We start from the raw sequence: 26,162 nt of genomic DNA on the forward strand, positions 1-26,162 counted from the left end.
TCCGAAAATATTCTCAAGATCGAAATAAAACATCGGTGATTGGTTGACAAGATGTTGAGCATCTCGCATCATCTTGTTCGACATCCATCGACGCCATTGGGGTGGGACGTGAGCGAGACGGACACCGCTCCAGGCATCGCGGCCCGTTGCCGAGCGGACGGAGGACTAACGGAAGCGACCCTCGGCGAGTTGCGGGACGAGTTGGGCTACCGCAAGCTCGGCCGCTGGGTCCTGGCCGAGATCGCCGACACGCTCAGGGCGACCGGCCTCGGTTTCTTCCCTCCCCACCGGCTCGACGCGGCGCTCAACACCGAGCCGCGGCAGTCGCAGACGGTCTGGATCTACGTCCGGGACGGCGGCCCCCGAGCACGTGTGATCGATGCGATCCTTCAGCCGGACGACTGTGACGTCCGAGCGGAGCTGGACGTCATCGGCACCAAGAACCCCGCCGGCCTGACCGCCCGGCAGAAGCTCGACCGCATCAGGGAAATCGTCAACGCCTGACCGGGTCCGAGCAGCGACAGGAGAGCCTCGTCCCATGACCGCGCACGTCTTCGTCGACGAGACCAAGGAGCGAGGGCTACTCGTCGCCGCCGTGGTCATGCACCCGGCCGACCTGAACGCTGCACGGCGGTCGATTCGTGATCTCATCCTGCCCGGCCAACGCCGCATCCACTTCCACAAGGAGAGAGACGACCGGCGCCGTCAGATCATCGACGGGTTTCTCGCGCTCTCCGCGCACGCCGTCATCTTCGACGCGAAGGACCATCGCAACGCCCGGGTCGCTCGCGAAGCCTGCCTCGTCTCTCTGGTGGAGCACACGGCGAAGATCGGGGCTGCCCGCCTCGTCCTGGAACGCGACGACTCGACCTTCCAGGCCGATCAGCGCCTGCTCTTCGAGCAGGTCAGGAAGTGCGGGGTGGACGGGCGGCTGCGGTACGACCAGCTACGCGCCCACGAGGAGTGTCTGCTGGCCGTTCCCGACGCGTTGGCCTGGTGCTGGGCTGGGCCAAAGGCGGGCGCTGGAAGGACTCCATCCGCCGCATGATCAGTGAGTCGCGGCAGGTCTGACGAGGCGCAGACAGCGCGAGACCCGGCTCACCCACCGTCCGGAAGGCTGCCGGGTCCACTTCCACGGGGCTAGTGCCCCTGGCAGTTGAAGGTTACCGCTGTCCGAACCGTTCGGACAAGAAATGGACGTGGCAGGCCGCGTCTACGCTCTCGGCGTGTCAGTCGTATCGCCCCCGCCCACCCCCGTACGCGTGGCCGGCGCCCGCTCCGCCCTCTGGTCCCTCACCATGACCGCCGTGCTCGTCGGCTTCGGCCTCGCCGTGATCGCCGTGACCACGGTGGTCGGCCACCTCACCGTGGGACTGCCGATCGCGGTGCCGATCTGCGTCGGCCTGGTCGGCTGTCTCGCCTTCGCGGTCGGCCTGCGCCTGCTGCACCGGGGCTGGTGGCTGACTCTCCTGTCGGTGGTGCCGGCCCTGTTCGTGCTGGTGGGCGCCGTGCAGCTCGCCCCGGAGTCGGTGCTCCGGGAGCGCGGCGTCGCCCAGCCGGTGACGATCGTCGACGTGCAGACGGTCGGCAAGCGGCACGAGTTCGCCCTCCAGGGCGACGCCGGCCGGCTCGACGAGCCGCTGGTCTACCGGGGCAGCTCCCCCGGCTACCGGGTCGGCCAGCGCCTGACGGTACTCGTCGACCCGCGGGGCGAGGTGGAACTGACCGACGCGCAGGACGTGGACCCGGACGGGAAGCGGGGCATGCTCGTGCTCGGCGCGGCGGGATGGACCCTGTTCGCGCTCGTCGGCGGGTGGCGTGGTCACGTCAGCCGGGCCCGTGGCCGCGCCGCCACGGCACCGCCGGTGGTGATCTGAGCGGCGGCGCCGCTACGCGTCGTAGTCGACTGTCAGCTCGTCGGTGACCGGGCTGGACTGGCAGGTCAGCACGTAACCGGCGGCCACCTCGTCGGGCTCCAGCGCGTAGTTGCGCGCCATCGTCACCTCACCTGAGGTCACCTTGGCCCGGCAGGTCGAACACACGCCGCCCTTGCACGCGTACGGCAACTCGCCGCGCACCCGCAGAGCCGCGTCGAGCACCCGCTCGTCCCGGCCCATCGTGAAACTGGACGAGCGGCCGTCCAGCAGGATCGTCACCTCGGTGCCGGCCCCGGGCCGGTCGGTCTCGCGCCGGACCGGCTCCGGCGGGGCGTCGACGTGGAACAGCTCGGTGTGCACCGCCGCGTCCGGCACGCCGCGACCCGCGAGCACCGCCTTGGCGTCCACCACCATGCCGTACGGGCCGCAGAGGAACCACTCCTCGATCTCGTCACCGGGTACGAGTGTGTCGAGCAGCCGGGTCAGCCGATCGGCGTCGATCCGCCCGGACAGCAGCGCCGACTCGCCCATCTCCCGGGACAGCACGTGCACCAGGTGCAGCCGGGTCGGGTAGCGGTCCTTCAGGTCGGCCAGTTCCTCGGCGAACATCACCGAGTTCGCCGTGCGGTTGCCGTACACGAGCGTGAACGTGCTGCGCGGCTCGGTCGCCAGCGCGGTCGCGGCCAGCCCGAGGACCGGGGTGATGCCGGAACCGGCGACCACCGCGCCGTACCGGCGGGCCCGGTCCGGCGTGAACGCGGAGGTGAAGTGGCCCAGCGGCGGCAGCACCTCGACGGTGTCGCCGCCGCGCAGCGCGCCGCAGGCGTACGCGGAGAACGCCCCACCCGGCACCTCACGCACGCCGACCCGCAACCGGCCGTGCCGGGCCAGCTCCTCGGGGGTGGAGCAGATCGAGTACGACCGCCGCACCTCCTCGCCGTCGCCGTCGGCCGGGCGGCGGACGGTGAGGTGCTGCCCGGCGGAGAACGCGAACGTCTCGCGCAGCTCCTCCGGTACCGCGAACGTGATCGACACCGAGTCGTCGGTGAGCCGGTCCACGGCGGCGACGGGCAGCGGGTGGAAGACCGGCCGGCGGCGCACCGGCCGGGTGATGGTGACAGTCACAGCGCCTTCAGGTGGTCGAAGGGTTCGGAACAGGAGCGGCAGCGCCACAGCGCCTTGCACGCGGTGGAGCCGAAGCGGCTGATCTGTGTGGTCTCCGGCGACCCGCAGCGCGGACAGCGGACGGCCAGGGTCAACGGCACCACCGTGTCGTCGCCGCGCGGCGCGGGCGGGGCGATGCCGGCGGCGGCGAGCTTCGCCCGGCCGGCCTCGGAGATCCAGTCGGTGCTCCACGCCGGGTGGTACACGGTACGGACCTCGGCGTCCGGATGCCCGGCGGCGGCGAGCGCCCGCCGGATGTCCTCCCGGATCACGTCCATCGCCGGGCAGCCCGTGTAGGTGGGGGTGATGGTGACGACGACCCGGCCGGTGTCCGGTTCCTCGTCGACCGCGCGCAGGATGCCCAGCTCGTCGATGGTGATGACCCGGATCTCCGGGTCCACCACCGCCGCCGCGGCCGCCCTGGCATTCACCAGGTGGCTCCGGGGTGGGCGCGGTGCAGCACCTGCATCTCGGCGAGCAGGTAGGAGAGGTGCTCGGTGTGCAGGCCGTCCCGGCCGCCGCCGGGCGCCCAGCCGGCCTCCGGACGGGTCAGCGTGGCCTCGTCCAGCACGGCGGACACGGTGGCGTCGAAGTCGGCCCGAAGGGTGGACGGGTCGACCGGCGCCGCCGGATCAGGGGCGAACAGCTCGTGGACGTACGGCCACACCTGGTCGACGGCGTCCTGCATGCGGCGGTGCGACTCCTCGGTGCCGTCGCCGAGCCGCTTCACCCACAGCGCGGCGTGGTCCAGGTGGTACGCCGACTCCTTGCGCGCCTTCGCGCCGACCGCCGCCAGCCGTTCGTCGGCGCAGCCGGCCAGCGCCGTGTAGAGCGGCGACTGGTACGCGGCCAGGAAGAACAGCTTCGCCATGGTCACGCCGAAGTCGCCGTTGGGCAGCTCGACCAGCAGGCAGTTGCGGAACTCGCGGTCGTCGCGCAGGTAGGCCAGGTCGTCCTCGTCGCGGCCCGCGCCCTCCAGCTCGCCCGCGTACGTGAGCAGCAGCCGGGCCGCGCCGAGCTGGTCGAGGGCGATGTTGGCGAGCGCGATGTCCTCCTCCATCTCGGGCGCGCGGGAGGTCCACTCGCCGAGGCGCTGCGCCGCGACGAGCGCGTCGTCGCCGACGGCGAGCGTGAAGTCGAACAACGGCACAGAGCCGCCTTCCGTTCGCGACTGCGGGGCTCGCAAAACCGGCTCACTCCTCGCGCTCACAGGTGCGCAGCCCCTTCGGGGACCTCGTAGAAGGTGGGGTGGCGGTAGACCTTGTCGGCAGCCGGGTCGAAGAACGCGTCCTTCTCGTCCGGGCTGGACGCGGTGATCGCGCTCGCCGGCACCACCCAGATGGAGACGCCCTCCTGGCGGCGGGTGTAGAGGTCGCGGGCGTTGCGCAGGGCCAGCTCGGCGTCGGGGGCGTGCAGGCTGCCGACGTGGGTGTGCGAGAGGCCACGGCGGGCCCGCACGAAGACCTCCCACAGGGGAGAGGACGCGCTGTTCATGCCGCTACCGCCTTTCGTTCCGCCCGCTTCGCGGCGTACGCCGCGGCGGCCTCCCGTACCCACGCGCCGTCGGCGTGTGCCTTGCGCCGGTGCGCCATGCGCTCCCGGTTGCACGGCCCGTTGCCCTTGATCACCCGCATCAGCTCGTCGTAGTCGGGCTGGGTGTAGTCGTACGCCTGCCGTTCGTCGTTCCAGCGCAGGTCCGGGTCGGGGAGGGTGAGGCCGAGCACCTCCGCCTGGCCGACGCACATGTCGACGAAGCGCTGGCGCAGCTCGTCGTTGGAGAAGCGCTTGATCTTCCAGGCCATGGACTGGGCGCTGTGCGTCGAGTCGCCGTCCGGCGGGCCGAACATGGCCAGTGACGGGTACCACCAGCGGTCCACCGCGTCCTGGGCCATCGCCTTCTGCGCCGGGGTGCCGTGCGCCAGCGTGTGCAGGATCTCGTAGCCCTGCCGCTGGTGGAACGACTCCTCCTTGCAGACCCGGATCATCGCCCGCGCGTACGGACCGTACGAGCAGCGGCACAGCGGCACCTGGTTGACGATCGCCGCGCCGTCCACGAGCCAGCCGATCGCGCCCACGTCGGCCCAGGTGAGGGTCGGGTAGTTGAAGATCGAGCTGTACTTCTGCCGTCCGTCGAGCAGCAGGTCCACCAGCTCGTCGCGGCTGATCCCGAGCGTCTCGGCGGCCGCGTAGAGGTAGAGGCCGTGACCGGCCTCGTCCTGCACCTTGGCGAGCAGGATCGCCTTGCGCTTGAGCGAGGGCGCCCGGCTGATCCAGTTGCCCTCCGGCTGCATGCCGATGATCTCGGAGTGGGCGTGCTGGGCGATCTGCCGGATCAGCGTCCGGCGGTACGCGTCGGGCATCCAGTCGCGGGGCTCGATCTTCTGGTCCGCGTTGATGACGTCGGCGAAGTACGCCTCGACGTCCTCGTCCGGGGCCGCGCCGCCACGCCGGGCCCGCGCCGCCGCCTCGCGCAGCGCGGCCTCCGCCGCCTCCACCTCGCCGAGCAGGCCGCCGCCCGGAGCGTCCTCCGGCGGGGCGAAGTCGTTGCCATACATGCAGCCAGTGTTACAGCTCGCCACGAATGACACCAGAGGGTGTAACAGGTTTCGGGTACCACCTCGCGTCACCGGCCATGCGCACGCCGCCATCGGCCCTGGTGGCTGTGATGTCGATCACTTCGAATAGAAGAAATCCCCCAATGATGGCAAAGCGCCTCAATATCCCGCCCACCCGGCAAAGTCACGGGTGTCGAGACCTGGCATCAGAGCTGTCCGGAAGTAGACTTCCGACCGGCAAACCGTTCGGCTTCATGATCGTCACCGTTCAGGCCACCGTCCCCCGGCCTAGTGGCAACCGAGTCGAACCCATGCGGAAGCGCCGGTCCCCCCGGCCAGACATCTGGAGCTCACCACTCATGCGACCTCGCGTGACCTTGGTGCTCGCCATCGTGGCGGTCCTCATCGGCGGCGTCATGCTGGTGCCGGCCGCGTACGCGAAGTTCTCCGACGGAGACGGCGTGGGCGGCATCGGCGGCGGCGAGCAGGTCCCGGCGCCGGCACCGACCGCGCCGGCGGCCCCGACGCTCGCCGACGCCCCGGTGTCGGTGAACTTCAAGGGCGAGTTCTTCTCCTGGGCCCTGATGGACCGCGAGACCGGCACGGTCACCGGCGCGGAGAACATGAACCAGACCAGCTCCACCGAGTCGATGCTCAAGGCCTGGATCGTCGCGGACTACCTTCGCCAGCTCGGCGACAAGCAGCCGAGTGCCGGGCTCAAGAAGGCGGCGATCCTCGCGATCCGGGACAGCGACGACGACGGCGCGAACGCGGTCTACCGGGCGGCGGGCGGCTCCTACCGGCCCCAGCCCGGCGGCAAGCCGGACCCGGTCATCGCGCGCGCGATCCAGATCTGCGGTCTGACCGACACCAAGCCCGGCGACGTGCCCGACTACAAGGGCTGGTGGAGCTTCACCGAGATGTCCCCGCGGGACGCGGCCCGCCTCGGCGACTGCATCGCCGACGGCCGCGCCGCCGGGCCCAAGTGGACCAAGTGGCTGCTCAGCGAGATGACCAAGGTGGCCGGCAGCGTCAACAAGCAGGGCGCGCGGTCCGGCGGCGGCCGGTGGGGCATCATCGACGGCCTGCCGGCGACGATCAAGTCGCAGGGCCCGGTGCACATGAAGAACGGCTGGACCCAGCTCGCCTACGACGGCAACTGGCACGTCAGCTGCCTGGCGTTCACCGACAAGTGGAGTCTCGCCGTGATGATGCGGTACCCGGGCCGCTCCGGTCTGCCGTACGGTGCGAAGATGTGCGCCGCCGTCGCCACCCAGCTCGTGACGCCGCTGCCCGGCGCCGCGCTCAAGGTGCCGCAGCAGCCGGTCGGGAAGCTCTGATGGCCGGTGCCCGGCGTCGGCCCGGCAGCTATCGGCGCCCGCTCGCGTTCAGCGCCCTCGCTGCGGTCCTCGTCGGCCTGCTCGGCCTCTCCCTGCGCGTGATCCCCGGCTCGCCGCTGGAGGCCACCGCGAACTCGCATCCCGGGCCGACGAGCGAGCGGTCGGCGCAGCAGACTGTCGACCGCAACGCGAAACCGCGGGTCGCCCCCTCACGGTCCCTCGACCCTCTGCCGTTTGAGGCGAAGAACCTGGACAACCTCAAGATCAAGGGCTGGTACGGCTGGTCCGTGCTGGACAAGCGCACCGGGAAGATCATCGGCTCGTCGAACATGGGCGAGACGAGCACCACCGCGTCCCTGATCAAGTCCTGGGTGGTGGCCGACTACCTGCGCCTGAGCGCCGAGGACGGCAAGACGCCGAGCGACGCGAAGCTGGCCGACGCCACGAAGATCATCCGGGACAGCGACAACACCAGGGCGCAGGAGTTCTACGAGAACGTCGGCGGCTCGGACTCGATCGAGCGGCTGATCTCGATCTGCAAGCTGACCGACAGCGAGGTCGCCTCCGACGGCGGCTGGAGCCGTACCGAGCTGTCCCCCCGGGACACCGCCCGCCTCGGTCAGTGCATCGACGACGGCCGCGCGGCCGGGCCGAAGTGGACCAAGTGGCTGCTCAACGAGATGCGCCTGGTACGCGCTCCCGGCGACTTCGGCATCCGCAAGGCGTTCCCGGCGGCCCAGCAGAAGAAGATCGCCATCAAGAACGGGTGGATCGACCGGGACAAGGAAGAGGAGTACCACGTCAACTGCCTGGCCATCGGTGACACCTGGACGATGGGCGTGATGCTGCGCACCCCGTTCGGCGTCGAGGGCGGCTGGGAGTACGGCATGGACGCCTGCGAACGGATCACCAAGGCGCTGCTGCGCCCGGCACCCTGAGCCGCCGGGCACCCTGAGCCGCGCGGCGCGCGGTCAGCCCTGGAAGAACTCCGGGCCGTCGGCCGGCAGCGCCGGCACCTCCCCGTACGCGGCCGCCCGGCGGGCGAACTCGCGCAGCCCGGCCACCTGCCGCTCGCCCAGCGAGAAGTCGAGCGCCCGGAAGTACGTGGCGAGCGTGGCCGCGTCGAACGTCTCCCAGCGGGCCGCCGCCTCCGCCACCTGGTCCAGCTCGGCCAGGCACAGGTCGCGCGAGCGCAGGAACGCCTCGTGCACCTCCTTGACCAGGCCCGGGTGGGCGGCGGCGAACTCGCGGCGTACCGCCCAGACGGCGAACACCATCGGCAGCCCGGTCCAGTCGTGCCACGCCTGCCCCAGGTCGGTCACTTCGAGGCCCTTGGCCGGCGCCTCGTAGAGCGCGCGCAGCGCCACGTCACCGATGAGCACCCCGGCGTCGGCCTCCAGCAGCATCTGGGTCAGGTCCGGCGGGCAGCGGAAGTACTCCGGCCGCACCCCGTGCCGCTCGGCGAGCAGCAGCTGGGCCAGCAGCACCCCGGTACGCGAGGTGGAACCGAGCGCCACCCGGGCGCCGTCCAGCTCGCCCAGCGGGCGGGTGGACACCACGTTCACCGAGAGCACCGGCCCGTCGCTGCCCACCGCCAGGTCGGGCAGGAGCAGCAGTTCGTCGGCGTGCTTGAGGAACTCCACCAGCGTGATCGGCCCGATGTCCAGGTCACCGGCGACCAGGTCGGCGCTCAGCCGGTCCGGCGAGTCCTTGTGCAGGTCGACGTCGATGAGCGCGCCGGACCGCATCAGCCCCCAGTAGATGGGCAGGCAGTTGAGGAACTGGATGTGCCCCACGCGGGGGCGGGCGATGCGGTCGGCCATGACCCGACCGTATCGCCGTGGCTCCGGCCTCGCCGCCGGGGGATCCGATCGAGTGGTGAAGTCCGCACCTAACCGCCTGGCACGGCGACGGCGGCGGGCGTGGCCGCGCGGGCGACGGCGGCCCGCTCGGCGCGTACCGCCAGGCGCACCGGCCAGGCCAGCGCCACGACCACGAGCAGGCCAGCCACGCCGCAGCCGGCGACGAGCCCGCGCGGGCCGGCCACCTCCAGCAGCAGGCCGCCCACCAGGTAGCCGCCCATCGCGGCGCCCTGAGCGGCCGCCCCGAAGACCGCGAACGCCCGGCCCCGGGCGGCCTCCGGCACCCGTCGCGCCAGCAGCAACTGGTCGAAGACGTTGTTGCCTCCGTTGGCCACGCCGCCCAGCAGCCAGATCGGCACGAGCAGCCAGGCCGACGGCACCGCCGCCGAGACCAGCACCGCCAGGCAGCAGCCACCGAGCAGCACCAGCCCGGCGCCGAGCAGCGCGCCGTCGTCGGCGAGCCGGCGGGCGACCCGGGCGAACAGCCACGCGCCGAGCACGATGCCGAGCGTCCAGGAGCCGGTGACCAGGCCGTACACGGTGGTGCTGCTGCCGAGCGTCTCCCGGATGAAGAAGACCTCGATCACGTTCACCGCGCCGACCGCGCCGACCACCGCCGCCACGCTGGCGACCATCATCGTCAGCAGCGGGTCGCGGCGCAGCCGCCACGGTGGCGCGACCGCCGCCGCGACGCCGGCCGGCGTCCGGCGCCCTCCCCTGCGGGTACGGATGAGCAGCCCGGCCGCCACCAGCGCGAGGTAACTGAACGCGTCGACGAGCAGCGGCACCCGGGTGCCGAACTGCCCGACCAGCAGCCCGGCCAGCGCCGGGCCGGCGAGCGCGCCGAGCGTCCCGGCGGTCTGGTTGAGCGCGCCCGCCCGGGGCAGGTCCTCGGGCCGGACCATCACCGGCACCAGCGCGGCGATGGCCGGCTGGGTGACCGCGAGCCCGGCCGCGAGCAGCGCCACGAGCGCGATCACCAGGACCGGGTCCCGGGCGTACGCGAGCGCCAGGCAGACCGCGGCCTGGACGAGACCGGCGGCGACGAGCAGCACCCGGCTGTCCACCCGGTCGGCGAGCCGGCCGGTCAGCGGCGCGAGCACCACGAGCGGCAACGTCGCGGCGAGCAGCAGCCCGGAGACGGCGAGTCCGCCGGCGCCGGCGGACTGGAGCGCGAGCGTGAGCGTGGCGGCGGCGAGGAAGTCTCCGCAGCTGGAGATGCCGCGCGCGGTGGCCGCGAGCCAGACGTCCGGCCAGCGCGACTCACCAGTTGTGAAAGACATACTTCGAAAGTAATCCTTCACAACTGGTGTGCGCAACCCGTCAGTCGAGAGGCATCGCCCGGTACTGCGTCGCCACCGGCCGGGCCCCGGCGGGCGGATCGGTCCGGGTCCGCCGCCGGTACGGCTCCATCAGCGCCTGGACCGCCTGGTTCAGCTCGGTCAGCTCCTCGGCGGTCATGAGCAGCACGCTGTCGCTGAACCAGGTCGCCGCGTACCACTCCGGCGACTCGTCCGGCGCGCGGCGCAACCACTCCCGGACCCGCTGGGCGTCTCGGACCATGTGCGCCTCGACCAGGGCCGCCTCGGCGGCACGCGCCTCCGGGTCGGCGTCCGGCCCCACCTCGACGTGGTACGACGGGTTCACCGCCTGCCACACCCGCTCCCGGGCGTCACCCCGGCCCGGCGCCTGCCGGACCAGCCCGAACTTCGCCAGCTCGCGCAGGTGGTAGCTGGTAGCGCTCGGCGACAGCCCGGCGATCTCGGCGCACTCGGTGGCCGTCGCACCGCCCTCCAGCGTGCCGAGATGTTCCATGATCGCCATGCGGGCCGGGTGAGCGAGCGCCCGCATCACCTGCGGATCACTGATCGTCACCCGGCTCCTGCCGGGAAGCGCCTCGGTCATACCTCAATGATCCCGCGTCCGCGGACGCGGGGATCCAGCGGTGGAACCCATCGGATCAGGCGACCTTGAGCTGCTCGTCGCCGAAGTCGGCGATCAGTTTGAGGGTGCCACCGAGCGCGCCGATGTAGCGCGCGAGCACCTCCTGGGTCGCGACGTTGCCCGCCTCGATCTGTGAGACCCGGGCGACCGAGACACCCATCCTCGACGCCACCTGCTCCTGGGTCATCTCCCGCCGCTTGCGCAGCTCGGCGAGCCGCCACCCGCGAGCATGATCGAGCATCTCCCCGACCTCGGCCTCGAACGCGCGCGGTCCGCCGGCCGTGTCGATCGCGCGGTCCAGGTGCGTGGTGTCCCGCCAGCGCTTGACGCCGCTCATCGGCTCTCCTCCTGCCGTTCCTTCAGGTACGTGTCGTACAGCTGCTCCGCCTCCGGTATGGCCTCCCGGTACCAGCGTGCCCACTGCCCCGACTTGTCACCGGCGACCAGCAGCACCGCCGAACGCCAAGGATCGAAGACGAACAGAATCCTGATCTCGGTGCGCCCCGCTGACGGGGGCCGCAGCTCCTTGAGATTGCTGAGACGCGAGGCGGTGATGCTGTCGACGAGGGGCCGCCCCTCGGCGGGCCCGTTGCGTTCCAGCACCAGGATGGCCTGGTTGACGAGGCGATGGGAGTCGCGGTCGAGGACGTAGAGCTGGTCGAGGAACTCCTCCACCTGCCCGGTCATCAGGATCTCCCACTCCATCCCCCACCTCCGGACTTAATAATATTCTTAAGGCGGAGGTGGGTCGAGCGAATCGCCTGCCACCACGAAATTCGTTGGCGCGACCTGCCGGTGCTCCCGTAGCGTGGAGGACCGCCCGACGGCCGCGGTGAGCATGCACCGCAGCGGACGTCCCCGCGCCGGGAGCAGGCCAACCGCCCCGGACACGCGAGCGAGCCTCAGTTGAGCCATCGGAGTTCATCGTGCCCGCAACCGATCTTGACGCCACACCCGGCCTCGACGCCGAGCTGGCCGCCGAGCGCGCCCACCTCGACGCCTCCCGCGCCGCGCTGACCCGGATGCGGGAACGCGCCCAGGCGCTCTTCGCCACCGGCGACAAGGTGGCCGGTGACTCGTACACCGCCGAGCAGCTCGGCCGGCACATGGCCCGGCGGGTCAAGGAGCTGGCCGACGACCCGACCACCCCGCTGTTCTTCGGCCGGCTCGACTTCGGGGAGGCGGACCCGGACCACGCCGGGCGGGAGTACCACGTCGGGCGGCGGCACGTCACCGACGAGCTGGGCGAACCGCTGGTGCTGGACTGGCGCGCACCGGTCTCGCGGTCGTTCTACCGGGCCAGCGCGCGCGACCCGCAGGGCGTCGCCGTACGCCGCCGGTTCGGGTTCAGCGCCGGGACGCTGACCAGCTTCGAGGACGAGCACCTCGACCGGGGCGAGGAACTCGGCACCGCCAGCCGCATCCTCACCGCCGAGATCGAGCGCCCCCGCGTCGGCCCGATGCGCGACATCGTCGCCACCATCCAGCCGGAGCAGGACGAACTGGTCCGGGCCGACCTGGCCGACTCGATCTGCGTGCAGGGCGCGCCGGGCACCGGAAAGACGGCGGTCGGGCTGCACCGCGCCGCGTACCTGCTCTATCTGCACCGGGAACGGCTGCGCCGCTCGGGCGTGCTGATCGTCGGGCCGAACCGGGCGTTCCTGTCCTACATCGCGGCGGTGCTGCCCGCGCTCGGCGAGGTCGAGGTCGAGCAGGCCACAGTGGAGGACCTGGTCGCGCGCGTGCCGGTCCGCGCGGCCGACGACCCGGCCGCCGCCGCGCTCAAGCACGACGTCCGGATGGCCGAGGTGCTGCGCCGGGCCGTCGACGCCCACATCGGTACGCCGACCGAGCCGATCATGGTGTCGGACGGCTCGTACCGGTGGCGGATCGGGCTCGACCCGCTGCACCGGCTGGTCACCGAGACCCGCCAGGAGGGGCTGCCCTACGCGACCGGCCGGGAGCGGGTCCGGGCACGGGTGGTGGGACTGCTGCAACGCCAGGCCGAGGCCCGCCGGGCGGAGTCGCCGAGCGACGCCTGGCTGCGCCGGATGAGCCGGATCAAGCCGGTCACCGACCTGCTCGACGCGGTCTGGCCGGCGCTCACGCCCGACGGGCTGCTGCACCGGCTGCGTACCGACGCGGACGCGCTGGCCGCCGCCGCGGACGGCCTGCTCACGCCCGAGGAGCAGGAGTTGTTCCGGTCCGGCAGGACCGCCCGCACCGCGAAGGCGACCCGGTGGACCGCCGCCGACGCGGTGCTCATCGACGAGGTGGCCGGGCTGCTGGAACGGCCCGCCGGCTTCGGGCACGTGGTGGTCGACGAGGCGCAGGACCTCTCCCCGATGCAGTGCCGTGCCATCGCCCGCCGCAGCGAGCACGGCTCGATCACGCTGCTCGGCGACCTGGCCCAGGGCACCGCGCCCTGGGCGGCGACCGACTGGCGGGAGTCCCTGGCCCACCTGGGCAAGCCGGACGCCGCTGTGGTGCCGCTGAGCGTGGGCTTCCGGGTGCCCGCCGCGGTGGTGGCGTTCGCGAACCGGCTGCTGCCGGCGCTCGCCGTCGACGTACCCCCGGCCCGGTCGCTGCGCAACGACGGCGCGCTGGACGTGCGTACCGCCGACGACCTGACGGCCGCGACGGTGGCCGAGGTGCGGGCGGCGCTCGCGCACGACGGCTCGGTCGGTGTGATCGCCGCCGACGACGCGGTCGACCGGCTCCGCGCGGCGCTCGCCGACGCGGGCGTCGAGACCGCGACCGCCGACGACGTCGAGGCCGCGGCGCGCGTCACAGTGGTCCCGGCGACGCTGGTCAAGGGCCTGGAGTACGACCACGTGGTGGTCGTCGAGCCGGCCGCGATCGTGGCCGCCGAGCCGCGCGGGCTGCACCGCCTCTACGTGGTGCTGACCCGGGCGGTCTCCCGCCTGGCCGTGCTGCACCGCGAGCCGCTGCCCGCGCCACTGACGGCCTGACGCGGGCGGGCGGCTGCGGCCGGCCGCGGCCCGGGCGGGCGGATCCGTCAGGCGGACAACGCGGCGGCGACCTCGCGCAGCGGCCGGCCGGACTCGGCGATCGGCACGGTGAACGACAGCCAGGAACCGTCGGTGAAGTCGATCCGCAGCCGCTTCGGGTTGAGCCGGTGCCAGCCCACCCGCGCGGAGGCGATCTCCGCCCGGGTGGCCGACCACGCCACCGAGGTCTCGGCCAGCGCGCGTTCCTCGGCCTCGCGCCCGGCCAGCAGCTTGACCCCGCCGGTACGGCAGACCACCAGCCGCCGGTCGGTGACCGCGAGCAGCGTCTCCCGGACCTGGAGGTCGGGCCGGGGCGGACGGAGCGCGCGGTGCAGGCGGGAGGCGGCCGAGCCGGGGGCGCCGCGCCCGGCGATCCCCCAGCCGATCGCGTCGACCAGGCGATCGCCACGGTCCCAGGTGGCCAGTGGCAGCAGCACGTTGAGCAGCACCGAGCCGACCGTCCGCCGGCCCGGCGCGACTGTGGACTCCGGCTCGGGCGGTGGCGCCGGAGCGAGCCCCTGGCCGACGTCCGCCTTGGCGTGGGCCAGCACGCGCTCGCCCGGCTCGACGAGCCGGTCGATCGGGTCGCGGTATCTGGTCTCGTCCATCGGCTCAGTATCGGTCGTGGCCGTAGCCGTCGTCGGCGCGGCGCTCCGCGGCCGGGGCGTCGCCCATCACCTCGCCGACGATCTCGCGTACGCGGGCGGCGGCGGCCTCCTGCGCCCGGTTCGCCGCCGAGGTGATCTCCTCGGCGAGCGTGTACGAGTCGAAGCGCATGGCACGCGCGTTGATGTCGGTGGAGAGGATCTTGCCGTCGGCGGCGGCCACGACGGTGACCAGGCCGGAGTCGCTCACCCCCTGGGCGCTGCTCTGCTCCAGCTCGGCCATCCGCGCGCCGAGTTCGCGCTGCCACCCGTCCAGGTTGCGGGCCAGCGCCTCGATCCGGTCCAGGGCCGGGAACGTCATTGCTGCCTCTCAGTTCACGATCGAGTCGAACACGTTCTGCACGCCCTTGGTGTACGGGCCCAGATCCTCGCGGTACGTGCCGTCCACCAGGTAGTTGCGGTCCTTGCGCCCGTCGGAGACGTCGTGCAGGCCCATCCCGGTGTCGAGCAGGGCGCCGCCGATGCCGGGGATGTTCACCGGGGACGCCTGGTTGATGGCGAACTTGCCGGGGAAGAGGATCGCAGCGCGTTTGATCTTGAACGCGAACGCCTCCTTGGTGTAGCCGGACTTGTTCCACGCCCGGTACGCCTTCTTGGCCTGCCGCAGCTCCAGCACCACCCGGCGGTAGCGCATGAGCAACTCGGCGACCTTCTCCAGCTTGGCGACCAGCTTGGTGAGGATCTCCGCGAACCGGGCCACGATCTTGACCATGCGGCCGACGGTGGTGGCCAGCCGGGCCAGCACGCGCACCACTGTGGCCGCCAGTGTCACACCGGCGCTCAGCACAGCCGCCACCGCGGCGATGATGACCTCGGTCAGGAACCAGAGCAGGAACTCCAGAATCAGCTCCACCAGCAGGTTGAAGGCGTCCACAGCGGCGTTCGCCGCGTCGACCAGCACCTCCTTGGTGCCGTCCAGCCCTTTCGCCAGCTCCTCGATCGCCTCCTCGACCGACTCCATCGAGGCGTGGAACTTGTCCGCCGCGTCGCCGTCCCAGGCGCCACGCAGCCGGGCCCGGTCGGCGACCTGGTCCCCCGCGATCCGCCGGACCGCCTCGCCCGTGGTCAGCGCGAGCTGGGCCGCCCGCATCAGGTCGTCCGGCTCACCGGCGACCAGCTCCAGGAGCTGCTCGAACGGCCACAGCACCGCGTTCGACAGCGGCTTGAACGGGTCGGGCGTGCCCGACACGATCTGCTCGAAGTAGGTCTTGTTGCGCTGGAGCGCCTCGGTGCTCATCCCGCCCCCTCAGACGCCCGGCTTGAACATGTCGGTGTTCGCCACGTCCGTACCGGTGTAGGCGTCCGCGGTGTCGTCGAGCCCCTCGGCGATGTCGGCCATCACCTCGGCGCCGTCCGCCAGCCCTTCCAGGCACGCCTCGAACTGTTGCTCGTACGCGGCGGCGAGGCTGAACGACGCGGGCATCACGCCGAAGGAGTGCCGGGCCACGTGGCCGTCGCGGAACGCCCGGTGCAGCTCACGGAACCGGCCGGCCCGGTCCCGGGAGGCGGCGGCGAACGCCGTCAACGCCTCCGGCTGGACGTCGAGATTCCTGCTCGGACTGGTCACGGACCCTCCCCAGTGTCCGGTTGGAACTTCCACCGTCGTCGACGGCGCCACCAGACTAGGGGATACGAGCACCCGGTCAGGGGACACCGCGGCCGGCGCACGCACGGTAGACAGGGGATGCACCGTCCCCCGCCGGAGGAGATCGCCGATGATCCTGGCCCGCGCCGAACAGGTCAGCCGCCGCTACGGCGAGGTGCTGGCACTGGACCGGGTCGACCTGACCGTCCGGTCCGGGGAGCTGGTCGGCCTGCTCGGCCCGAACGGCGCCGGCAAGAGCACGCTGATCAACCTGCTGGTCGGGCTGCGCCGCCCCACCGCCGGCCGGGTCGAGCTGTGCGGCGGCGACCCGCGCGACCCGGCGAGCCGGCGGCAGCTCGGCGTCACCCCGCAGGAGACCGGCCTGCCCGGCACGCTGCGGGTCGGCGAGGTGGTCGACTTCGTCTCCGCGCACTTCCCCGACCCGGTGCCGCGGGGCGAGCTGCTCGACCGGTTCGGCCTCGCCGACCAGGTACGTCGGCAGACCGGTGGTCTCTCCGGCGGGCAGCGTCGCCGGCTCGCCGTGGCGCTGGCGTTCGTCGGCCGTCCCCGGCTGGTGGTGCTCGACGAGCCGACCACCGGCCTCGACGTGGAGGCGCGACACGCGCTCTGGGACGCGATCCGCGGCTTCCACGCCGACGGCGGCACCGTGCTGCTGAGCAGCCACTACCTGGAGGAGGTGGAGGCGCTCGCGCAGCGGGTGGTGGTGATCGGCCACGGGCGGGTGCTCGCCGACGACTCGGTGGCGGCGATCCGCGGGATCGTCGGCGTACGCCGGGTCAGCCTGGTCGCCGACGACCTGCCGGCGCTGCCGGGAGTGGTCGCCACCGAACGCGCCGACGGGCGGGTGCACCTGCTCACCACCGACGCCGACCAGCTCGTCCGCGACCTGGTCACCGCCGGGGTGGCGTTCCGCGACCTGGAGGTCCGGCCCACCTCGCTGGAGGAGGCGTTCCTCGCCATCACGGCCGACGACCGGCCCGCGCCCACCCCCGTCTAGGAGACCGCCGTGCCGCTCGCCCTCGTCCACGCCCGCTACCAGCTCCTGGAGATCATCCGGATCCCGGTGGCTGTGGTCGGCAGCGCGTTCTTCCCCGCCGCCGCCATGCTGTTCTTCGTGGTGCCGTTCGCCGGCGACGACCCGACCGGCGCCACCTACGCCACCGCCGCCATGGTGACCTTCGCGGTGATGAGCGCCAACATCTTCCAGTACGGCGTGGGCGTCGCCGAGGACCGCGACCAGCCCTGGAACCCGTACACCCGGACCCTGCCGGCCGGACCGGCGCCGCGGCTGGCCGGGCGGATCCTGGCCGGGCTGGTGCTGACGTACGTGTCGATGATCCCGGTGGTGGTGATCGCGGCGGTCGCCACCGAGGCGCGGGTCGGCGCGCTCCAGTTCCTGCTCGGGCTCGGCGCGGTCGCCGTGATCTCGGTGCCGTTCACGCTGCTCGGCCTGACGATCGGCTACTCGCTGCCGAGCAAGGCCGCGATCGTGGTGGCGCAGGTGATCTTCTTCCCGCTCGCGTTCGGCGGCGGCCTGCTCTCCGGGCCGGACGACGCGCCCGGCTTCATCAAGGCGATCGCCCCCTACCTGCCGACCCGGGGCGCCGTGGAACTGCTCTGGGCGGCGGTCACCGACTTCCGGCCGGACACCCGCGCGCTGGTGATGCTCGCGGTCTGGGTGCTCGTGCTCGCCGCGGCGGCCGGCTGGGCGTACCGGCGGGACGAGGGCCGCCGCTTCAGCTGACCTTTTGTCCGGTTCCGGCCCGGCGGCCGACCCGGCGGTGCCACGATGCCGACAGGGCGGGCGAGCGGAGCCGCCCCCGGCGAGAGGGGTCACCGTGAACGGCGTCGAGCCCGGCACGCCCTGCTGGACCGACCTGGCCACGCCCGGTCTGGACGACGCACGACGGTTCTACCCCGAGCTGTTCGGCTGGACCGGGGAGATCTCCCCCGAACCGGACGCCGGCGGCTACACCGTCTTCCGCAAGGACGGCAAGGCGGTCGCCGGGGCCGGGCCACCCGGCACGCCGGACCAGGTGCCGGTCTGGTCAACGTACGTGGCGACCGACGACGCCGACCTGGTCGCCACCCGGGTCGAGGCGGCCGGCGGGCAGGTCGTCGTCTCTCCGTTCGACGTCGCCCAGCAGGGCCGGATGGCGGTGCTCGCCGACCCGGCCGGCGCGGTGTTCAGCGTGTGGCAGCCGATGGCGATGCGCGGGGCCGAGCTGTACAACGCACCGGGCGCGATGTGTTGGAACGAGCTGGTCACCCCCGACCCCGACAGTGCGAAGGAGTTCTACGCGCTGGTCTTCGGCTGGCATCCGGAGGAGCGTCCGGCCGGACCGGTCGCGTACACCGGGTGGCGCTGCGGGGCCCGGATCGTCGCCGGGATGCTGCCCCGGGCCGAGCCGATGCCGGCGGATCTGCCCGCGTACTGGGCGGTCTACTTCGCGGTGGAGGACGCCGACGCCACCGCCGCCCGGGTCGCCGAGCTGGGCGGCACCATCCTCGTCCCGCCGCGCGACAACCCGGCCGGCCGCAGCGCCGCCCTACGCGACCCGTCCGGCGCCCTCTTCTCCATCTCCACCCTCCGCTGACCCCGCCCCCTCCGCCCCCGCCTCGCCCGCCGATCTTGCAGCTGCGGCCCTCATGGTGGGGCATACGCACCTTTTACCCGGGCCGAAAGTCCAAGATCGACGCGGCGAGGCGGGGACGGTCGAGATCTTGGTACGGGACGGCCCCCAGGGGCAGGTTCAACCGGTGGTTGCAACACCTAGGAGCTGGGCCATCTTCTCACCGGGGGTGGCCCAGCCCAGGGTCATTCGGGGGCGGTCGTTGAGTTCGTCGGCGACGGTGTTGAGGCCGGCTTGGTCGATGGTGGTGAAGTCGAAGCGGCCTTTGGGGAAGTACTGACGCAGCAGACCGTTGGTGTTCTCGTTGCTGCCGCGTTGCCAAGGGCTGTGCGGGTCGCAGAAGTAGACCGGGCAGTCGGTGGCGATGGTGAAGTCGCGGTGGCGTGCCAGTTCGGGGCCCTGGTCCCAGGTCAGCGAGGCCCGTAGCCGCTGGGGAAGCCACGTCATCGCGGCGGCCAGCTGCGACACAACGTGTGCGGACACTTTGCCCTCGGGCAGTTCGACCAGGATCACGAAGCGGGTGGCGCGTTCCACCAGGGTGGCGATCGCGGAACCACCGTGTGTTCCCCGACGGGTGCCTTCGAGCAGGTCACCTTCCCAATGCCCGGGCACCGCCCGGTCAGCGACCTCGGCAGGGCGGGCGCTGATGTTCAACCCGAGCCACGGCCGACTCGAGCGCACCGCCGCCGCGGCAACCGGCCGGCGCCGACGCGCCGCCCGCCCGCAACGCAGGGCCACCTGACGAGTCAGCTCAGCACGCAGATTTCCCCGCGCCTGCAGGTAGATCGCCTGATAGATCGTCTCGTGCGACACATGCATCTCCGGCTGCAACGGGTACTCCAGCCGCAGCCGAGCGGCGATCTGCTGCGGTGAGCGACGTCGACGCAGCATATCCAGCACCACCTGACGCAACGGCCCGTCACCAGCCAACCGAGGCACCCGCCGAGCACGGTTGTGCCGCAGAAACGACGCCCACTGCGCCACCGACGGCTGATACCGCTGCCCGTAACGCTCGAACCGACCCACCTCCCGCGAAACCGTCGACGCCGACCGCCCCAACCTGCATGCGACCGACCGCAACGACTCACCCGCAGCCCGACCCAACCCGATCTCTTCCCGCTCCAGCGGGCTCAACCTCGACGCCACAACCACCCCAACGAAGATCACCGAAGGGTGTTGCAACCACCGGTTGAACCCGCCAGGAGGGCCATTTCGTACCAAGATCTACCTGCCACCCCGGCAGCCGGACCCCTCCGCCGATCTTGCAGGTGCGGCCCTTCAGGCGTGGGTTATGCGCCTCTTGCCGGGGCGGAAAGTGCAAGATCGACGGGGAGAAGGGGGGGACGGGGGCGAGGGCGGGCGGGGGGTCAGGTTGGGCGGACGGGGACTACCAAAGGGCCGTGGTCGCCGGGGATGACCCGGATGTGGGCTCGGTAGTGGCGGGCCAGCAGCTCCTCGGTCAGCACGTCCTCGGGCGGGCCGGCGGCTGCGACCCGGCCGTCGGCGAGCAGGACCAGGCGGTCGGCGTACTCGCCGGCGATGGAGAGGTCGTGCATGGTGGCGAGCACCGTCAGGCCGTGCGCGCGACGGAGCTGGTCGACCAGTTCCAGCACCTCCTGCTGGTGCCCGATGTCCAGCGCGCTCGTCGGCTCGTCGAGCAGCAGCAGGGTGGCGCCCTGGGCCAGCGCCCGGGCCAGGAAGACGCGCTGCCGTTCGCCGCCGGAGAGCGTGGCCAGCTCGCGGTGGGCGAACGGGCCGAGGTCGAGCCGGTCCAGCACCTCGTGCACGGCGGCCAGGTCGGCGGCGGACTCGCGGCCCAGCGGCGGGATGTACGGCGTGCGTCCGAGCAGCGCGTAGTCGAACACCGACATGCCGGTCGGTACGACCGGGGACTGCGCCACGGTGGCCACGATCCGGGCGCGGTCGCGTCGGCGCAGCGCGCCGATCGGCGTACCGAAGAGGGCAACCTCGCCCGGGCCGGTGAGCAGGCCGCCGACGGCGCGCAACAGGGTGGACTTGCCGGCGCCGTTGGGTCCGATCACGGTGACCCACTCGCCGGCGGCGACCGTGAGGTCGACGCCCGCCAGGATCGGGGTGCCGCCGAGCGCGACCCGCAGGTCGTGGACGCGCACCGCGGGGGCGTTCACATCGCCACCCGGCGGGCGGTACGCAGGACCAGCACGAAGAACGGGCCGCCGAGCAGCGCGGTGACCACGCCGATCGGGATCTCGGCGGGTGCGGCGGCGGTCCGGGCGACCACGTCGGTCAGGGCCAGGAACGCGCCGCCGAACAGCATCGACAGCGGCAGGATCACGCGGTGGCTGGAACCGGCGAGCAGCCGCATGGTGTGCGGCACGATGATGCCGACGAAGCCGATCAGCCCGGACGCGGACACGGCGGCGGCGGTGCCCAGCGACGCGGCGGCGATCAGCAGGTAGCGGGAGCGCTGCGGGTGCAGGCCGAGACCGGCGGCCTCGTCGTCGCCGACGGAGAGCACGTCCAGCTCGCGCCGGTGCAGCAGCACCACCACGGAGGTGAGCACGAAGTACGGCAGGACCAGCCACACGTCGTGCCAGCCGGCGGTGGCGAGCCGCCCGAGCAGCCAGGAGTAGACCTGCTGGATGTTGTCGGAGTGCTGTTGCAGCAGGTACGTCTGCCCGGCGGCGAAGAACGCGGAGACCGCCACGCCGGCCAGGATCAGTGTGGCGGGTGATCGGTCCCGCCCGCCGGCCGCGCCGAGGAGGTACGTCAGCAGGACCGCGCCGAGCGACCCGACGAACGCGGCGAGCGGAATGGTGACGGGCAGCCCGGTCAGCGCGCCGCCCGCACCGGCGCCGAGGACGATCGCCGCGGTGACCGCGAATCCGGCTCCGGCCGCCACTCCCAGCAGGTACGGGTCGGCCAGCGGGTTGCGGAAGACGCCCTGGTAGCAGCCGCCGGCCAGGGCGAGGAGCGCGCCGACGAGCAGGCCGAGCACGACCCGGGGCAGCCGCAGCTCGGTGATGATCGCGACTTCCCGCTCGGTGAGCCCGCTGTCCAGGTGCACGCCGGGCAGCAGATTGAGCAGTTCGGCCGCGACGCTGCCGGGCGGCAGGCTGACCGGGCCGAGGGAGACGCCCGCGACCAGCGCGACGAGCACCGCCACGACACCGGCGAGCAGCCAGCGCTTGCGCAGCCCGGCGGGCCGGATCGGGGTGCCGGCCGCGTCGCGCGCCCCACGCCGCAGGGGCCGGGGCAGCCGGGCACCCGGCCGGGACGTCTGGGACGTCCCGGCCGGGCGAGGGGCGGAGTCCGCCTGTCGTACGGCCACGGTCAGGCCGGGACCTTGGCGGTGGCGTCGACGATCACCTTGAGCAGGTCGACCACGCGCGGGCCCCAGCGGGAGGCGATGTCGTCGTCCAGTTCCACGATCTGGTTGTTCTTCACGGCGGTGACGCCGGACCACCCGCTGCGCGCCTTCACCGTGTCGGCGCTCTGCTTGCAGCACTTGGTGTCGGAGAGGAAGACGAAGTCGGGGTTCGCCTTGACGATGACCTCCTGGGAGAGCTGCGGGTAGCCGCCGTTTTTCCCGTCGGCGTCGGACGCGTCGGCGATGTTCTCCAGGCCGGCGAGCGCGTAGATGGTGCCGATGAACGTCTTGCTGGTCGCCGTGTACAGCTCCGGGCCCAGCTCGTGGTAGTAGGTCGGCTTCTCCGTACGCTTCGGCAGGTCCTTGGTCAGCGCGGTGATGTCGTCCTTCATCTTCTGCACCACGGCGTCCGCCTCGGACCGGTGGCCGGTGAGTGTGCCCAGGTCGGTGAGCTGCCGGTACGTGTCGTCGAGCGTGGCCGCGGCGGGGATCTGGAGGACCGGGATCTTCAGCGCGACGAGCTGGTCGGCGATCTTGTTGAGGTTGTCCGAGATCACCACCAGGTCGGGGTTCCGGGAGGCGACCGCCTCGGCGTTCGGCTGGTAGCCGGACAGGTCGGTGCGGGGCGCCTCGGCCGGGTAGTTCGACTGGTCGTCGACGGCGGTGACCTGCTTGCCCGCGCCGATGGCGAAGAGCATCTCGGTGGAGGTCGGCGAGAGCGAGACGATCTTCTCGGGCCGCTTCTCCAGCGTCAGCTTGCCGACGGTGGCCGGGAACGCGCCGCCGGAGCCGCCGGCGGCGGGGGTGTCGGTCGAGGTCTTCTCGGCGCAGCCGCCGAGAAGCAGCACGCCGGCCGCGAGCGCGGTGGCGAAGAGCCGGGGGGTACGTCTGGACATGGGGCCTCCTGTCGGTCGAGGAGTGTGGTGCTTCGCCGACAGGGGAAAGGCCCGTCCGCGAGGCGCCCTTCCTCGAGAGCGCGTGTCGCGACCGGGCCTCAGGCGACCTGGCTCGTCCCACGTCCGTCGGCGCCGGCGGAAGGCCGGCGCCGCGCGTACGGGGCATCACAGTTGCGGGACAGCGCCGGTTTCACACCGGCTTCGCTGTGGCACGGTCGGTGCCACGGTAGCGCACGACCAGCGGAGATCGTCCGGACGGTGGGGGTGGGTGGGAACCCCGGCGGGGGTGGAACCGGGGTTCCCACCCGGTGGTGAGGTCAGCAGTACTGGCTCTGCTTTCCGATCGCCCGGTACGGGCAGTCGGCGTACTCGGACAGGATCAGCACGGCCTCCCGGTTGCGTGAGGTCTGCGCCGGGATCACCTCGTCCGGCGGGTAGAAGCCGCCGCCGGAGGCCGAGCCGGGGTACATCTCGAAGGTGTACGCCCAGATCTTGTGGGCGCCCCACATCCAGTCGATGCTGGTGCCGTCGGCGATGTAGAGGTCGCTCGACTGTTCCGGGGTGTAGTTGTTCGTCGCCGCCATCTGCCTCCCGATGGTGGCGAAGGTGTTGTACTGGTCGGCGTTCATCCCGGTGGCGGTGTTGTTGTACGTGTATCCGTACGGCCAGAGCACCAGTTGCGAGTAGGTGTGGAAGTCGATGTTGGCCTTGATCTGCTGCACGCCGCCGACGACCCGGCTGTTGACGAAGTTGCGCAGCGCCGCGGTCTCCGGGGCGGAGAAGGCGGACGGACCGCGGTAGGTGTCCGACGACTTGGTGCCGGACGAGCCGCCGCAGCAGCCCCACTGGTAGGCCCAGTTGCGGTTCAGGTCGGTGCCGATGGCTGTCGAACCGCTGTTGGGCTGCCGGTTCTTGCGCCAGGAGCGGTAGGAGCCGGTGGCGATGTCGTACTCGCTGCCGTCCGGGTTGACGGTGGGGACGATCCAGATCTCCCGGGAGTTGACGATGCCGGTGATCCGGGAGTCGCTGCCGTAGTTGTCGGTGAAGAGGTTGAGCAGGTAGATCGCCATCTCCACGGTCAGGTGCTCACGGGCGTGCTGCTGGGCGTTGAACAGGATCTCCGGCTCGGCCTCGTCGGTGGCGACGTTGTCGGAGATCTTCACCGCCATCAGGTCCCGGCCCTGGTACGACGTGCCGATGCTGAGCTTGCGGGCGATCGTCGGGTGGTCGGCGACCACCTTGTTCACCACGGCGGTCAGCTCGGCGTAGTCGTGGTAGTTCGAGTCGGCCGGCGGGAACGCGTTCGCGGTCATGCCCCCGTCGGCGTGCCCCGGGTCCGGCGCGACGTCCTTCTCGAGCCGGAATCCGAGCCGGGTGATCGCGTTCGCCTCGGCCTTGGTCGCCGTGACGTGCAGCACGCCGTGCTCGGAGTAGTCGATCGCGGCGCCGGTGGAGGCGACGGCGGTGCGGTCGGCCGCCGTACGCGGGCCGAGCACCCGGTAGGCGACGGTGGCCGGCTCACCGGAGCCTTCCGGCGCGGGCCGGGCCACGGCGGGCGCGGCGGCCGCGGTGAGGACGATGGTCAGGCCGACGGCGGCGGCGAGCGCCAGCCGGCGGCGGAGCGGAGAGGTGCGGAAGGCCATGGACAACCTCCTGGGGGTACGGGAGATCCCGTTGTCCGCACACTCCACCAGGAGACACATGGTCATATCAATATCTGTCTCTCTCTTTAGCCATCCCGACCTGATCGTCACTTCGGCAATGATTTTCTATGCCTGAACATCTGGCGAAACTTCCCGCCAAGCGCGACAGTGAACGGCAACGATGCCGTCTCCCTGTGGAGCTGCCATGTTCGGACGACCCATGCGCGCGGCCGCCCTCGCCGGCCTCACCGCGCTCACCCTCCTCGCCACGAGCGCACCGGTCCAGGCGCAAGCCGCGCGACCGGGCGTCACACACGACGAACAGATCACCTTTCAGGAGTTCTCCCGCTTCCCCGACTGGCGTACCGGCACCCACCAGGGCACCCGCGCCGTACCGGGCCGCCACCCGGCGCTGACCATCGACCGCCCGGCGGGCACCACCGAGTTCACCGACGAGCACACCGGCACGACCCGCACCTGGGAGTACGCCACCTGGACCTCGCCCGAGCGGCGGATCGGCTTCGACGCCACCGAGATGGTCGCGTCGTGGAACGCCGCCACCCCGGCCGGCACCTGGATCCAGGTCGAGCTGCACGGCACGTACAACACCGGGGCGCAGACCCCGTGGTACGTCATGGGCCGCTGGGCCTCCGGCGACCAGGACATCAAGCGCTCCACGCTGGACGGCCAGGGCGACCCGTGGTCGAGCATCTGGACCGACACGTTCTCGATCGACGACGCCGACGCCGGGGTGCTGCTGCGCTCGTACCAGTTGCGGCTGACGCTCTACCGCGCGCCCGGTCAGGCCGCCGCGCCGCAGGTCCGGATGGTCGGCGCGATGGCGTCGAACGTGCCGGACCGGTTCACCGTCACCCCGAGCCGGGGCGGCATCGCCTGGGGCACCGAGCTGGCCGTGCCGCGCTACTCGCAGAACATCCACATCGGCGAGTACCCCGAGTACGACGGCGGCGGTGAGGCGTGGTGCTCGCCCACCTCGACGGAGATGGTGGTCGAGTACTGGGGTCGCAAGCCCTCGGCCGAGGACACCTCCTGGGTCGACCCCTCCTACCCCGACCCCACTGTCGACCACGCCGCCCGGATGACCTACGACTACGAGTACGAGGGCGCCGGCAACTGGCCGTTCAACACCGCGTACGCGTCGAGCTTCCCCGGCCTGGAGGCGCGGGTCACCCGGCTGCACTCGCTGGACGAGGCGGAACGCTTCATCAGGGCGGGCATCCCGGTGGTGACCTCGCAGTCGTTCCTCGCCAGCGAGCTGGACGGGGCCAACTACGGCACCTCCGGGCACCTGTTCGTGATCGTCGGCTTCACCGCCGACGGCGACGTGATCGTCAACGACCCGGCGTCCTCGTCCAACGACGCGGTCCGCAACGTCTACAAGCGGGAGCAGTTCGAGCAGATCTGGCTGCGCACCAAGCGCTACCGGGCCAACGGCACCGTGGCCTCCGGCTCCGGCGGCATCGCGTACCTGATCAAGCCGGCCGACCGGCCGTGGCCGGTCGTCCCGGGCTCGACCAACTGGTGAGCGGCTCGGCCGACCGATGAACGGCGAGGGGCCCGGCGCCATCTCCGGCGCCGGGCCCTCTCGTTCGTCCG

The 26,162-nt window shown here is 72.0% G+C and carries 28 protein-coding genes, 1 pseudogene and 1 riboswitch; of the genes and pseudogenes, 10 read left to right on the plus strand and 19 right to left on the minus strand.

All coding sequences use genetic code 11. The annotated features are described in order from the left end of the window. Positions 1-108 precede the first annotated feature (108 nt). The 3 genes from ACN27C_RS06505 (at position 109) to ACN27C_RS06515 (ending at position 1,877) form a co-directional block, all read left to right on the plus strand. Positions 109-504 carry a hypothetical protein gene (locus ACN27C_RS06505; RefSeq protein WP_120572083.1) on the plus strand — a complete coding sequence of 132 codons (396 nt, stop codon included), beginning with the start codon at positions 109-111 and terminating at the stop codon, positions 502-504. Positions 505-538: 34 nt separating this feature from the next. Then, positions 539-1,048: a hypothetical protein gene (locus tag ACN27C_RS06510; protein WP_422750706.1), complete on the plus strand. Its 510-nt coding sequence runs from the start codon at positions 539-541 to the stop codon at positions 1,046-1,048. A 178-nt stretch (positions 1,049-1,226) separates the two neighbouring features. Next, positions 1,227-1,877, plus strand: coding sequence for a hypothetical protein (locus ACN27C_RS06515; protein ID WP_244933139.1), 651 nt, complete (start codon positions 1,227-1,229; stop codon positions 1,875-1,877). Between the two features lie 12 nt (positions 1,878-1,889). On the opposite strand, the gene paaE is transcribed toward ACN27C_RS06515, so the two are convergent. Genes paaE through paaA form a run of 5 tightly spaced genes read right to left on the minus strand, consistent with a single transcriptional unit; the run spans position 1,890 to position 5,596 of the window. After that, complete coding sequence (gene paaE / locus ACN27C_RS06520; RefSeq protein WP_350816366.1) at positions 1,890-3,002, minus strand: 1,2-phenylacetyl-CoA epoxidase subunit PaaE; 1,113 nt, start codon at positions 3,000-3,002, stop codon at positions 1,890-1,892. Beyond that, positions 2,999-3,475 (minus strand): 1,2-phenylacetyl-CoA epoxidase subunit PaaD, encoded by a 477-nt coding sequence (gene paaD / locus ACN27C_RS06525; protein WP_120572087.1) that lies wholly within the window; start codon positions 3,473-3,475, stop codon positions 2,999-3,001. The genes paaE and paaD overlap by 4 nt, the downstream gene beginning before the upstream one ends. Then, a complete protein-coding gene (paaC, locus tag ACN27C_RS06530; RefSeq protein ID WP_422750707.1) occupies positions 3,469-4,227 on the minus strand; it encodes a 1,2-phenylacetyl-CoA epoxidase subunit PaaC in 759 nt (252 codons plus the stop codon). The genes paaD and paaC overlap by 7 nt, the downstream gene beginning before the upstream one ends. A 20-nt stretch (positions 4,228-4,247) precedes the next feature. Continuing rightward, positions 4,248-4,535 carry a 1,2-phenylacetyl-CoA epoxidase subunit PaaB gene (gene paaB, locus ACN27C_RS06535; protein ID WP_013283588.1) on the minus strand — a complete coding sequence of 96 codons (288 nt, stop codon included), beginning with the start codon at positions 4,533-4,535 and terminating at the stop codon, positions 4,248-4,250. Then, positions 4,532-5,596, minus strand: coding sequence for a 1,2-phenylacetyl-CoA epoxidase subunit PaaA (gene paaA, locus ACN27C_RS06540; RefSeq protein ID WP_422750708.1), 1,065 nt, complete (start codon positions 5,594-5,596; stop codon positions 4,532-4,534). Before paaA ends, paaB begins: the two co-directional genes overlap by 4 nt. A gap of 359 nt (positions 5,597-5,955) precedes the next feature. Here paaA and ACN27C_RS06545 point away from each other — a divergent pair, with 359 nt between their 5' ends. Together ACN27C_RS06545 and ACN27C_RS06550 are read left to right on the plus strand one after the other, a co-directional pair. Further along, positions 5,956-6,936: a hypothetical protein gene (locus tag ACN27C_RS06545; RefSeq protein ID WP_120572090.1), complete on the plus strand. Its 981-nt coding sequence runs from the start codon at positions 5,956-5,958 to the stop codon at positions 6,934-6,936. Next, entirely contained in the window at positions 6,936-7,874 is a 939-nt protein-coding gene (locus ACN27C_RS06550; protein ID WP_422750709.1) for a hypothetical protein, read from the plus strand. The genes ACN27C_RS06545 and ACN27C_RS06550 overlap by 1 nt, the downstream gene beginning before the upstream one ends. A gap of 33 nt (positions 7,875-7,907) precedes the next feature. Here ACN27C_RS06550 and ACN27C_RS06555 read toward each other — a convergent pair whose 3' ends face one another. From ACN27C_RS06555 to ACN27C_RS06575, 5 genes are all read right to left on the minus strand, one after another. After that, on the minus strand, positions 7,908-8,759 hold the full coding sequence (locus tag ACN27C_RS06555; RefSeq protein ID WP_120572092.1) for a menaquinone biosynthetic enzyme MqnA/MqnD family protein: 852 nt from the start codon (positions 8,757-8,759) through the stop codon (positions 7,908-7,910). 68 nt (positions 8,760-8,827) lie between these two features. Further along, positions 8,828-10,081, minus strand: a complete 1,254-nt coding sequence (locus ACN27C_RS06560) for an MFS transporter (RefSeq protein WP_422750710.1) — start codon at positions 10,079-10,081, stop codon at positions 8,828-8,830. A gap of 40 nt (positions 10,082-10,121) precedes the next feature. Then, on the minus strand, positions 10,122-10,703 hold the full coding sequence (locus ACN27C_RS06565; RefSeq protein ID WP_120572094.1) for an ArsR/SmtB family transcription factor: 582 nt from the start codon (positions 10,701-10,703) through the stop codon (positions 10,122-10,124). A 55-nt stretch (positions 10,704-10,758) separates the two neighbouring features. Further along, positions 10,759-11,079 (minus strand): helix-turn-helix domain-containing protein, encoded by a 321-nt coding sequence (locus ACN27C_RS06570; protein WP_120572095.1) that lies wholly within the window; start codon positions 11,077-11,079, stop codon positions 10,759-10,761. Continuing rightward, positions 11,076-11,447 carry a type II toxin-antitoxin system RelE/ParE family toxin gene (locus tag ACN27C_RS06575; protein WP_120572096.1) on the minus strand — a complete coding sequence of 124 codons (372 nt, stop codon included), beginning with the start codon at positions 11,445-11,447 and terminating at the stop codon, positions 11,076-11,078. The genes ACN27C_RS06570 and ACN27C_RS06575 overlap by 4 nt, the downstream gene beginning before the upstream one ends. A 221-nt stretch (positions 11,448-11,668) precedes the next feature. On the opposite strand from ACN27C_RS06575, the gene ACN27C_RS06580 reads away from it, so the two are divergent. Beyond that, on the plus strand, positions 11,669-13,714 hold the full coding sequence (locus ACN27C_RS06580) for a HelD family protein (protein WP_422750711.1): 2,046 nt from the start codon (positions 11,669-11,671) through the stop codon (positions 13,712-13,714). Between the two features lie 47 nt (positions 13,715-13,761). Here ACN27C_RS06580 and ACN27C_RS06585 read toward each other — a convergent pair whose 3' ends face one another. The 4 genes from ACN27C_RS06585 to ACN27C_RS06600 are packed head-to-tail and all read right to left on the minus strand — an operon-like array spanning position 13,762 to position 15,985. After that, on the minus strand, positions 13,762-14,361 hold the full coding sequence (locus tag ACN27C_RS06585) for a hypothetical protein (RefSeq protein WP_120572098.1): 600 nt from the start codon (positions 14,359-14,361) through the stop codon (positions 13,762-13,764). A gap of 4 nt (positions 14,362-14,365) precedes the next feature. Beyond that, the gene (locus tag ACN27C_RS06590) at positions 14,366-14,719 is read right to left on the minus strand and encodes a YbaB/EbfC family nucleoid-associated protein (protein WP_120572099.1); all 354 of its coding nucleotides are present in this window, start codon (positions 14,717-14,719) and stop codon (positions 14,366-14,368) included. 9 nt (positions 14,720-14,728) lie between these two features. After that, the gene (locus tag ACN27C_RS06595; RefSeq protein ID WP_120572100.1) at positions 14,729-15,655 is read right to left on the minus strand and encodes a WXG100 family type VII secretion target; all 927 of its coding nucleotides are present in this window, start codon (positions 15,653-15,655) and stop codon (positions 14,729-14,731) included. A 9-nt stretch (positions 15,656-15,664) separates the two neighbouring features. After that, entirely contained in the window at positions 15,665-15,985 is a 321-nt protein-coding gene (locus ACN27C_RS06600) for a type VII secretion target (protein WP_120572101.1), read from the minus strand. A 148-nt stretch (positions 15,986-16,133) separates the two neighbouring features. Between ACN27C_RS06600 and ACN27C_RS06605 the strand changes: the two genes are divergently transcribed. The 3 genes from ACN27C_RS06605 (at position 16,134) to ACN27C_RS06615 (ending at position 18,621) form a co-directional block, all read left to right on the plus strand. Then, on the plus strand, positions 16,134-17,021 hold the full coding sequence (locus ACN27C_RS06605; RefSeq protein WP_120572102.1) for an ABC transporter ATP-binding protein: 888 nt from the start codon (positions 16,134-16,136) through the stop codon (positions 17,019-17,021). Positions 17,022-17,030: 9 nt separating this feature from the next. After that, entirely contained in the window at positions 17,031-17,768 is a 738-nt protein-coding gene (locus ACN27C_RS06610; RefSeq protein WP_120572103.1) for an ABC transporter permease, read from the plus strand. A gap of 94 nt (positions 17,769-17,862) precedes the next feature. Continuing rightward, complete coding sequence (locus tag ACN27C_RS06615) at positions 17,863-18,621, plus strand: VOC family protein (protein WP_422750712.1); 759 nt, start codon at positions 17,863-17,865, stop codon at positions 18,619-18,621. A gap of 156 nt (positions 18,622-18,777) precedes the next feature. Here ACN27C_RS06615 and ACN27C_RS06620 read toward each other — a convergent pair whose 3' ends face one another. From ACN27C_RS06620 to ACN27C_RS06640, 5 genes and pseudogenes are all read right to left on the minus strand, one after another. Beyond that, positions 18,778-19,803 carry an IS30 family transposase gene (locus tag ACN27C_RS06620; RefSeq protein ID WP_422751585.1) on the minus strand — a complete coding sequence of 342 codons (1,026 nt, stop codon included), beginning with the start codon at positions 19,801-19,803 and terminating at the stop codon, positions 18,778-18,780. Between the two features lie 221 nt (positions 19,804-20,024). Then, positions 20,025-20,804 (minus strand): ABC transporter ATP-binding protein, encoded by a 780-nt coding sequence (locus ACN27C_RS06625; RefSeq protein ID WP_252454343.1) that lies wholly within the window; start codon positions 20,802-20,804, stop codon positions 20,025-20,027. Beyond that, positions 20,801-21,883 (minus strand): FecCD family ABC transporter permease, encoded by a 1,083-nt coding sequence (locus ACN27C_RS06630; RefSeq protein ID WP_121683320.1) that lies wholly within the window; start codon positions 21,881-21,883, stop codon positions 20,801-20,803. The genes ACN27C_RS06625 and ACN27C_RS06630 overlap by 4 nt, the downstream gene beginning before the upstream one ends. A gap of 86 nt (positions 21,884-21,969) precedes the next feature. Continuing rightward, entirely contained in the window at positions 21,970-22,902 is a 933-nt protein-coding gene (locus tag ACN27C_RS06635; protein WP_364808554.1) for an ABC transporter substrate-binding protein, read from the minus strand. A 106-nt stretch (positions 22,903-23,008) separates the two neighbouring features. Further along, positions 23,009-23,102: riboswitch (cobalamin riboswitch) on the minus strand. 120 nt (positions 23,103-23,222) lie between these two features. Then, positions 23,223-24,545 (minus strand): annotated as a pseudogene (locus ACN27C_RS06640) (M14 family metallopeptidase); the annotation flags it as partial. A gap of 205 nt (positions 24,546-24,750) precedes the next feature. On the opposite strand from ACN27C_RS06640, the gene ACN27C_RS06645 reads away from it, so the two are divergent. After that, positions 24,751-26,091, plus strand: a complete 1,341-nt coding sequence (locus ACN27C_RS06645; protein WP_422750713.1) for a C39 family peptidase — start codon at positions 24,751-24,753, stop codon at positions 26,089-26,091. Positions 26,092-26,162 lie beyond the last annotated feature (71 nt).

Origin of the sequence: Micromonospora sp. WMMD1219 (assembly GCF_049315215.1) — a bacterium.
In the GTDB taxonomy this organism is placed as follows: domain Bacteria; phylum Actinomycetota; class Actinomycetes; order Mycobacteriales; family Micromonosporaceae; genus Micromonospora; species Micromonospora tulbaghiae.

Coding starts and splice junctions, on each gene's coding strand:
- ACN27C_RS06565 (WP_120572094.1), bottom strand. CDS start 10,703: ATGACCGAGGCGCTTCCCGGCAGGAGCCGGGTGACGATCAGTGATCCG.
- ACN27C_RS06605 (WP_120572102.1), top strand. CDS start 16,134: ATGATCCTGGCCCGCGCCGAACAGGTCAGCCGCCGCTACGGCGAGGTG.
- ACN27C_RS06550 (WP_422750709.1), top strand. CDS start 6,936: ATGGCCGGTGCCCGGCGTCGGCCCGGCAGCTATCGGCGCCCGCTCGCG.
- ACN27C_RS06560 (WP_422750710.1), bottom strand. CDS start 10,081: ATGTCTTTCACAACTGGTGAGTCGCGCTGGCCGGACGTCTGGCTCGCG.
- ACN27C_RS06595 (WP_120572100.1), bottom strand. CDS start 15,655: ATGAGCACCGAGGCGCTCCAGCGCAACAAGACCTACTTCGAGCAGATC.
- ACN27C_RS06570 (WP_120572095.1), bottom strand. CDS start 11,079: ATGAGCGGCGTCAAGCGCTGGCGGGACACCACGCACCTGGACCGCGCG.
- paaB (WP_013283588.1), bottom strand. CDS start 4,535: ATGAACAGCGCGTCCTCTCCCCTGTGGGAGGTCTTCGTGCGGGCCCGC.
- ACN27C_RS06635 (WP_364808554.1), bottom strand. CDS start 22,902: ATGTCCAGACGTACCCCCCGGCTCTTCGCCACCGCGCTCGCGGCCGGC.
- ACN27C_RS06575 (WP_120572096.1), bottom strand. CDS start 11,447: ATGGAGTGGGAGATCCTGATGACCGGGCAGGTGGAGGAGTTCCTCGAC.
- ACN27C_RS06645 (WP_422750713.1), top strand. CDS start 24,751: ATGTTCGGACGACCCATGCGCGCGGCCGCCCTCGCCGGCCTCACCGCG.
- paaA (WP_422750708.1), bottom strand. CDS start 5,596: ATGTATGGCAACGACTTCGCCCCGCCGGAGGACGCTCCGGGCGGCGGC.
- ACN27C_RS06510 (WP_422750706.1), top strand. CDS start 539: ATGACCGCGCACGTCTTCGTCGACGAGACCAAGGAGCGAGGGCTACTC.
- ACN27C_RS06590 (WP_120572099.1), bottom strand. CDS start 14,719: ATGACGTTCCCGGCCCTGGACCGGATCGAGGCGCTGGCCCGCAACCTG.
- ACN27C_RS06545 (WP_120572090.1), top strand. CDS start 5,956: ATGCGACCTCGCGTGACCTTGGTGCTCGCCATCGTGGCGGTCCTCATC.
- ACN27C_RS06555 (WP_120572092.1), bottom strand. CDS start 8,759: ATGGCCGACCGCATCGCCCGCCCCCGCGTGGGGCACATCCAGTTCCTC.
- ACN27C_RS06585 (WP_120572098.1), bottom strand. CDS start 14,361: ATGGACGAGACCAGATACCGCGACCCGATCGACCGGCTCGTCGAGCCG.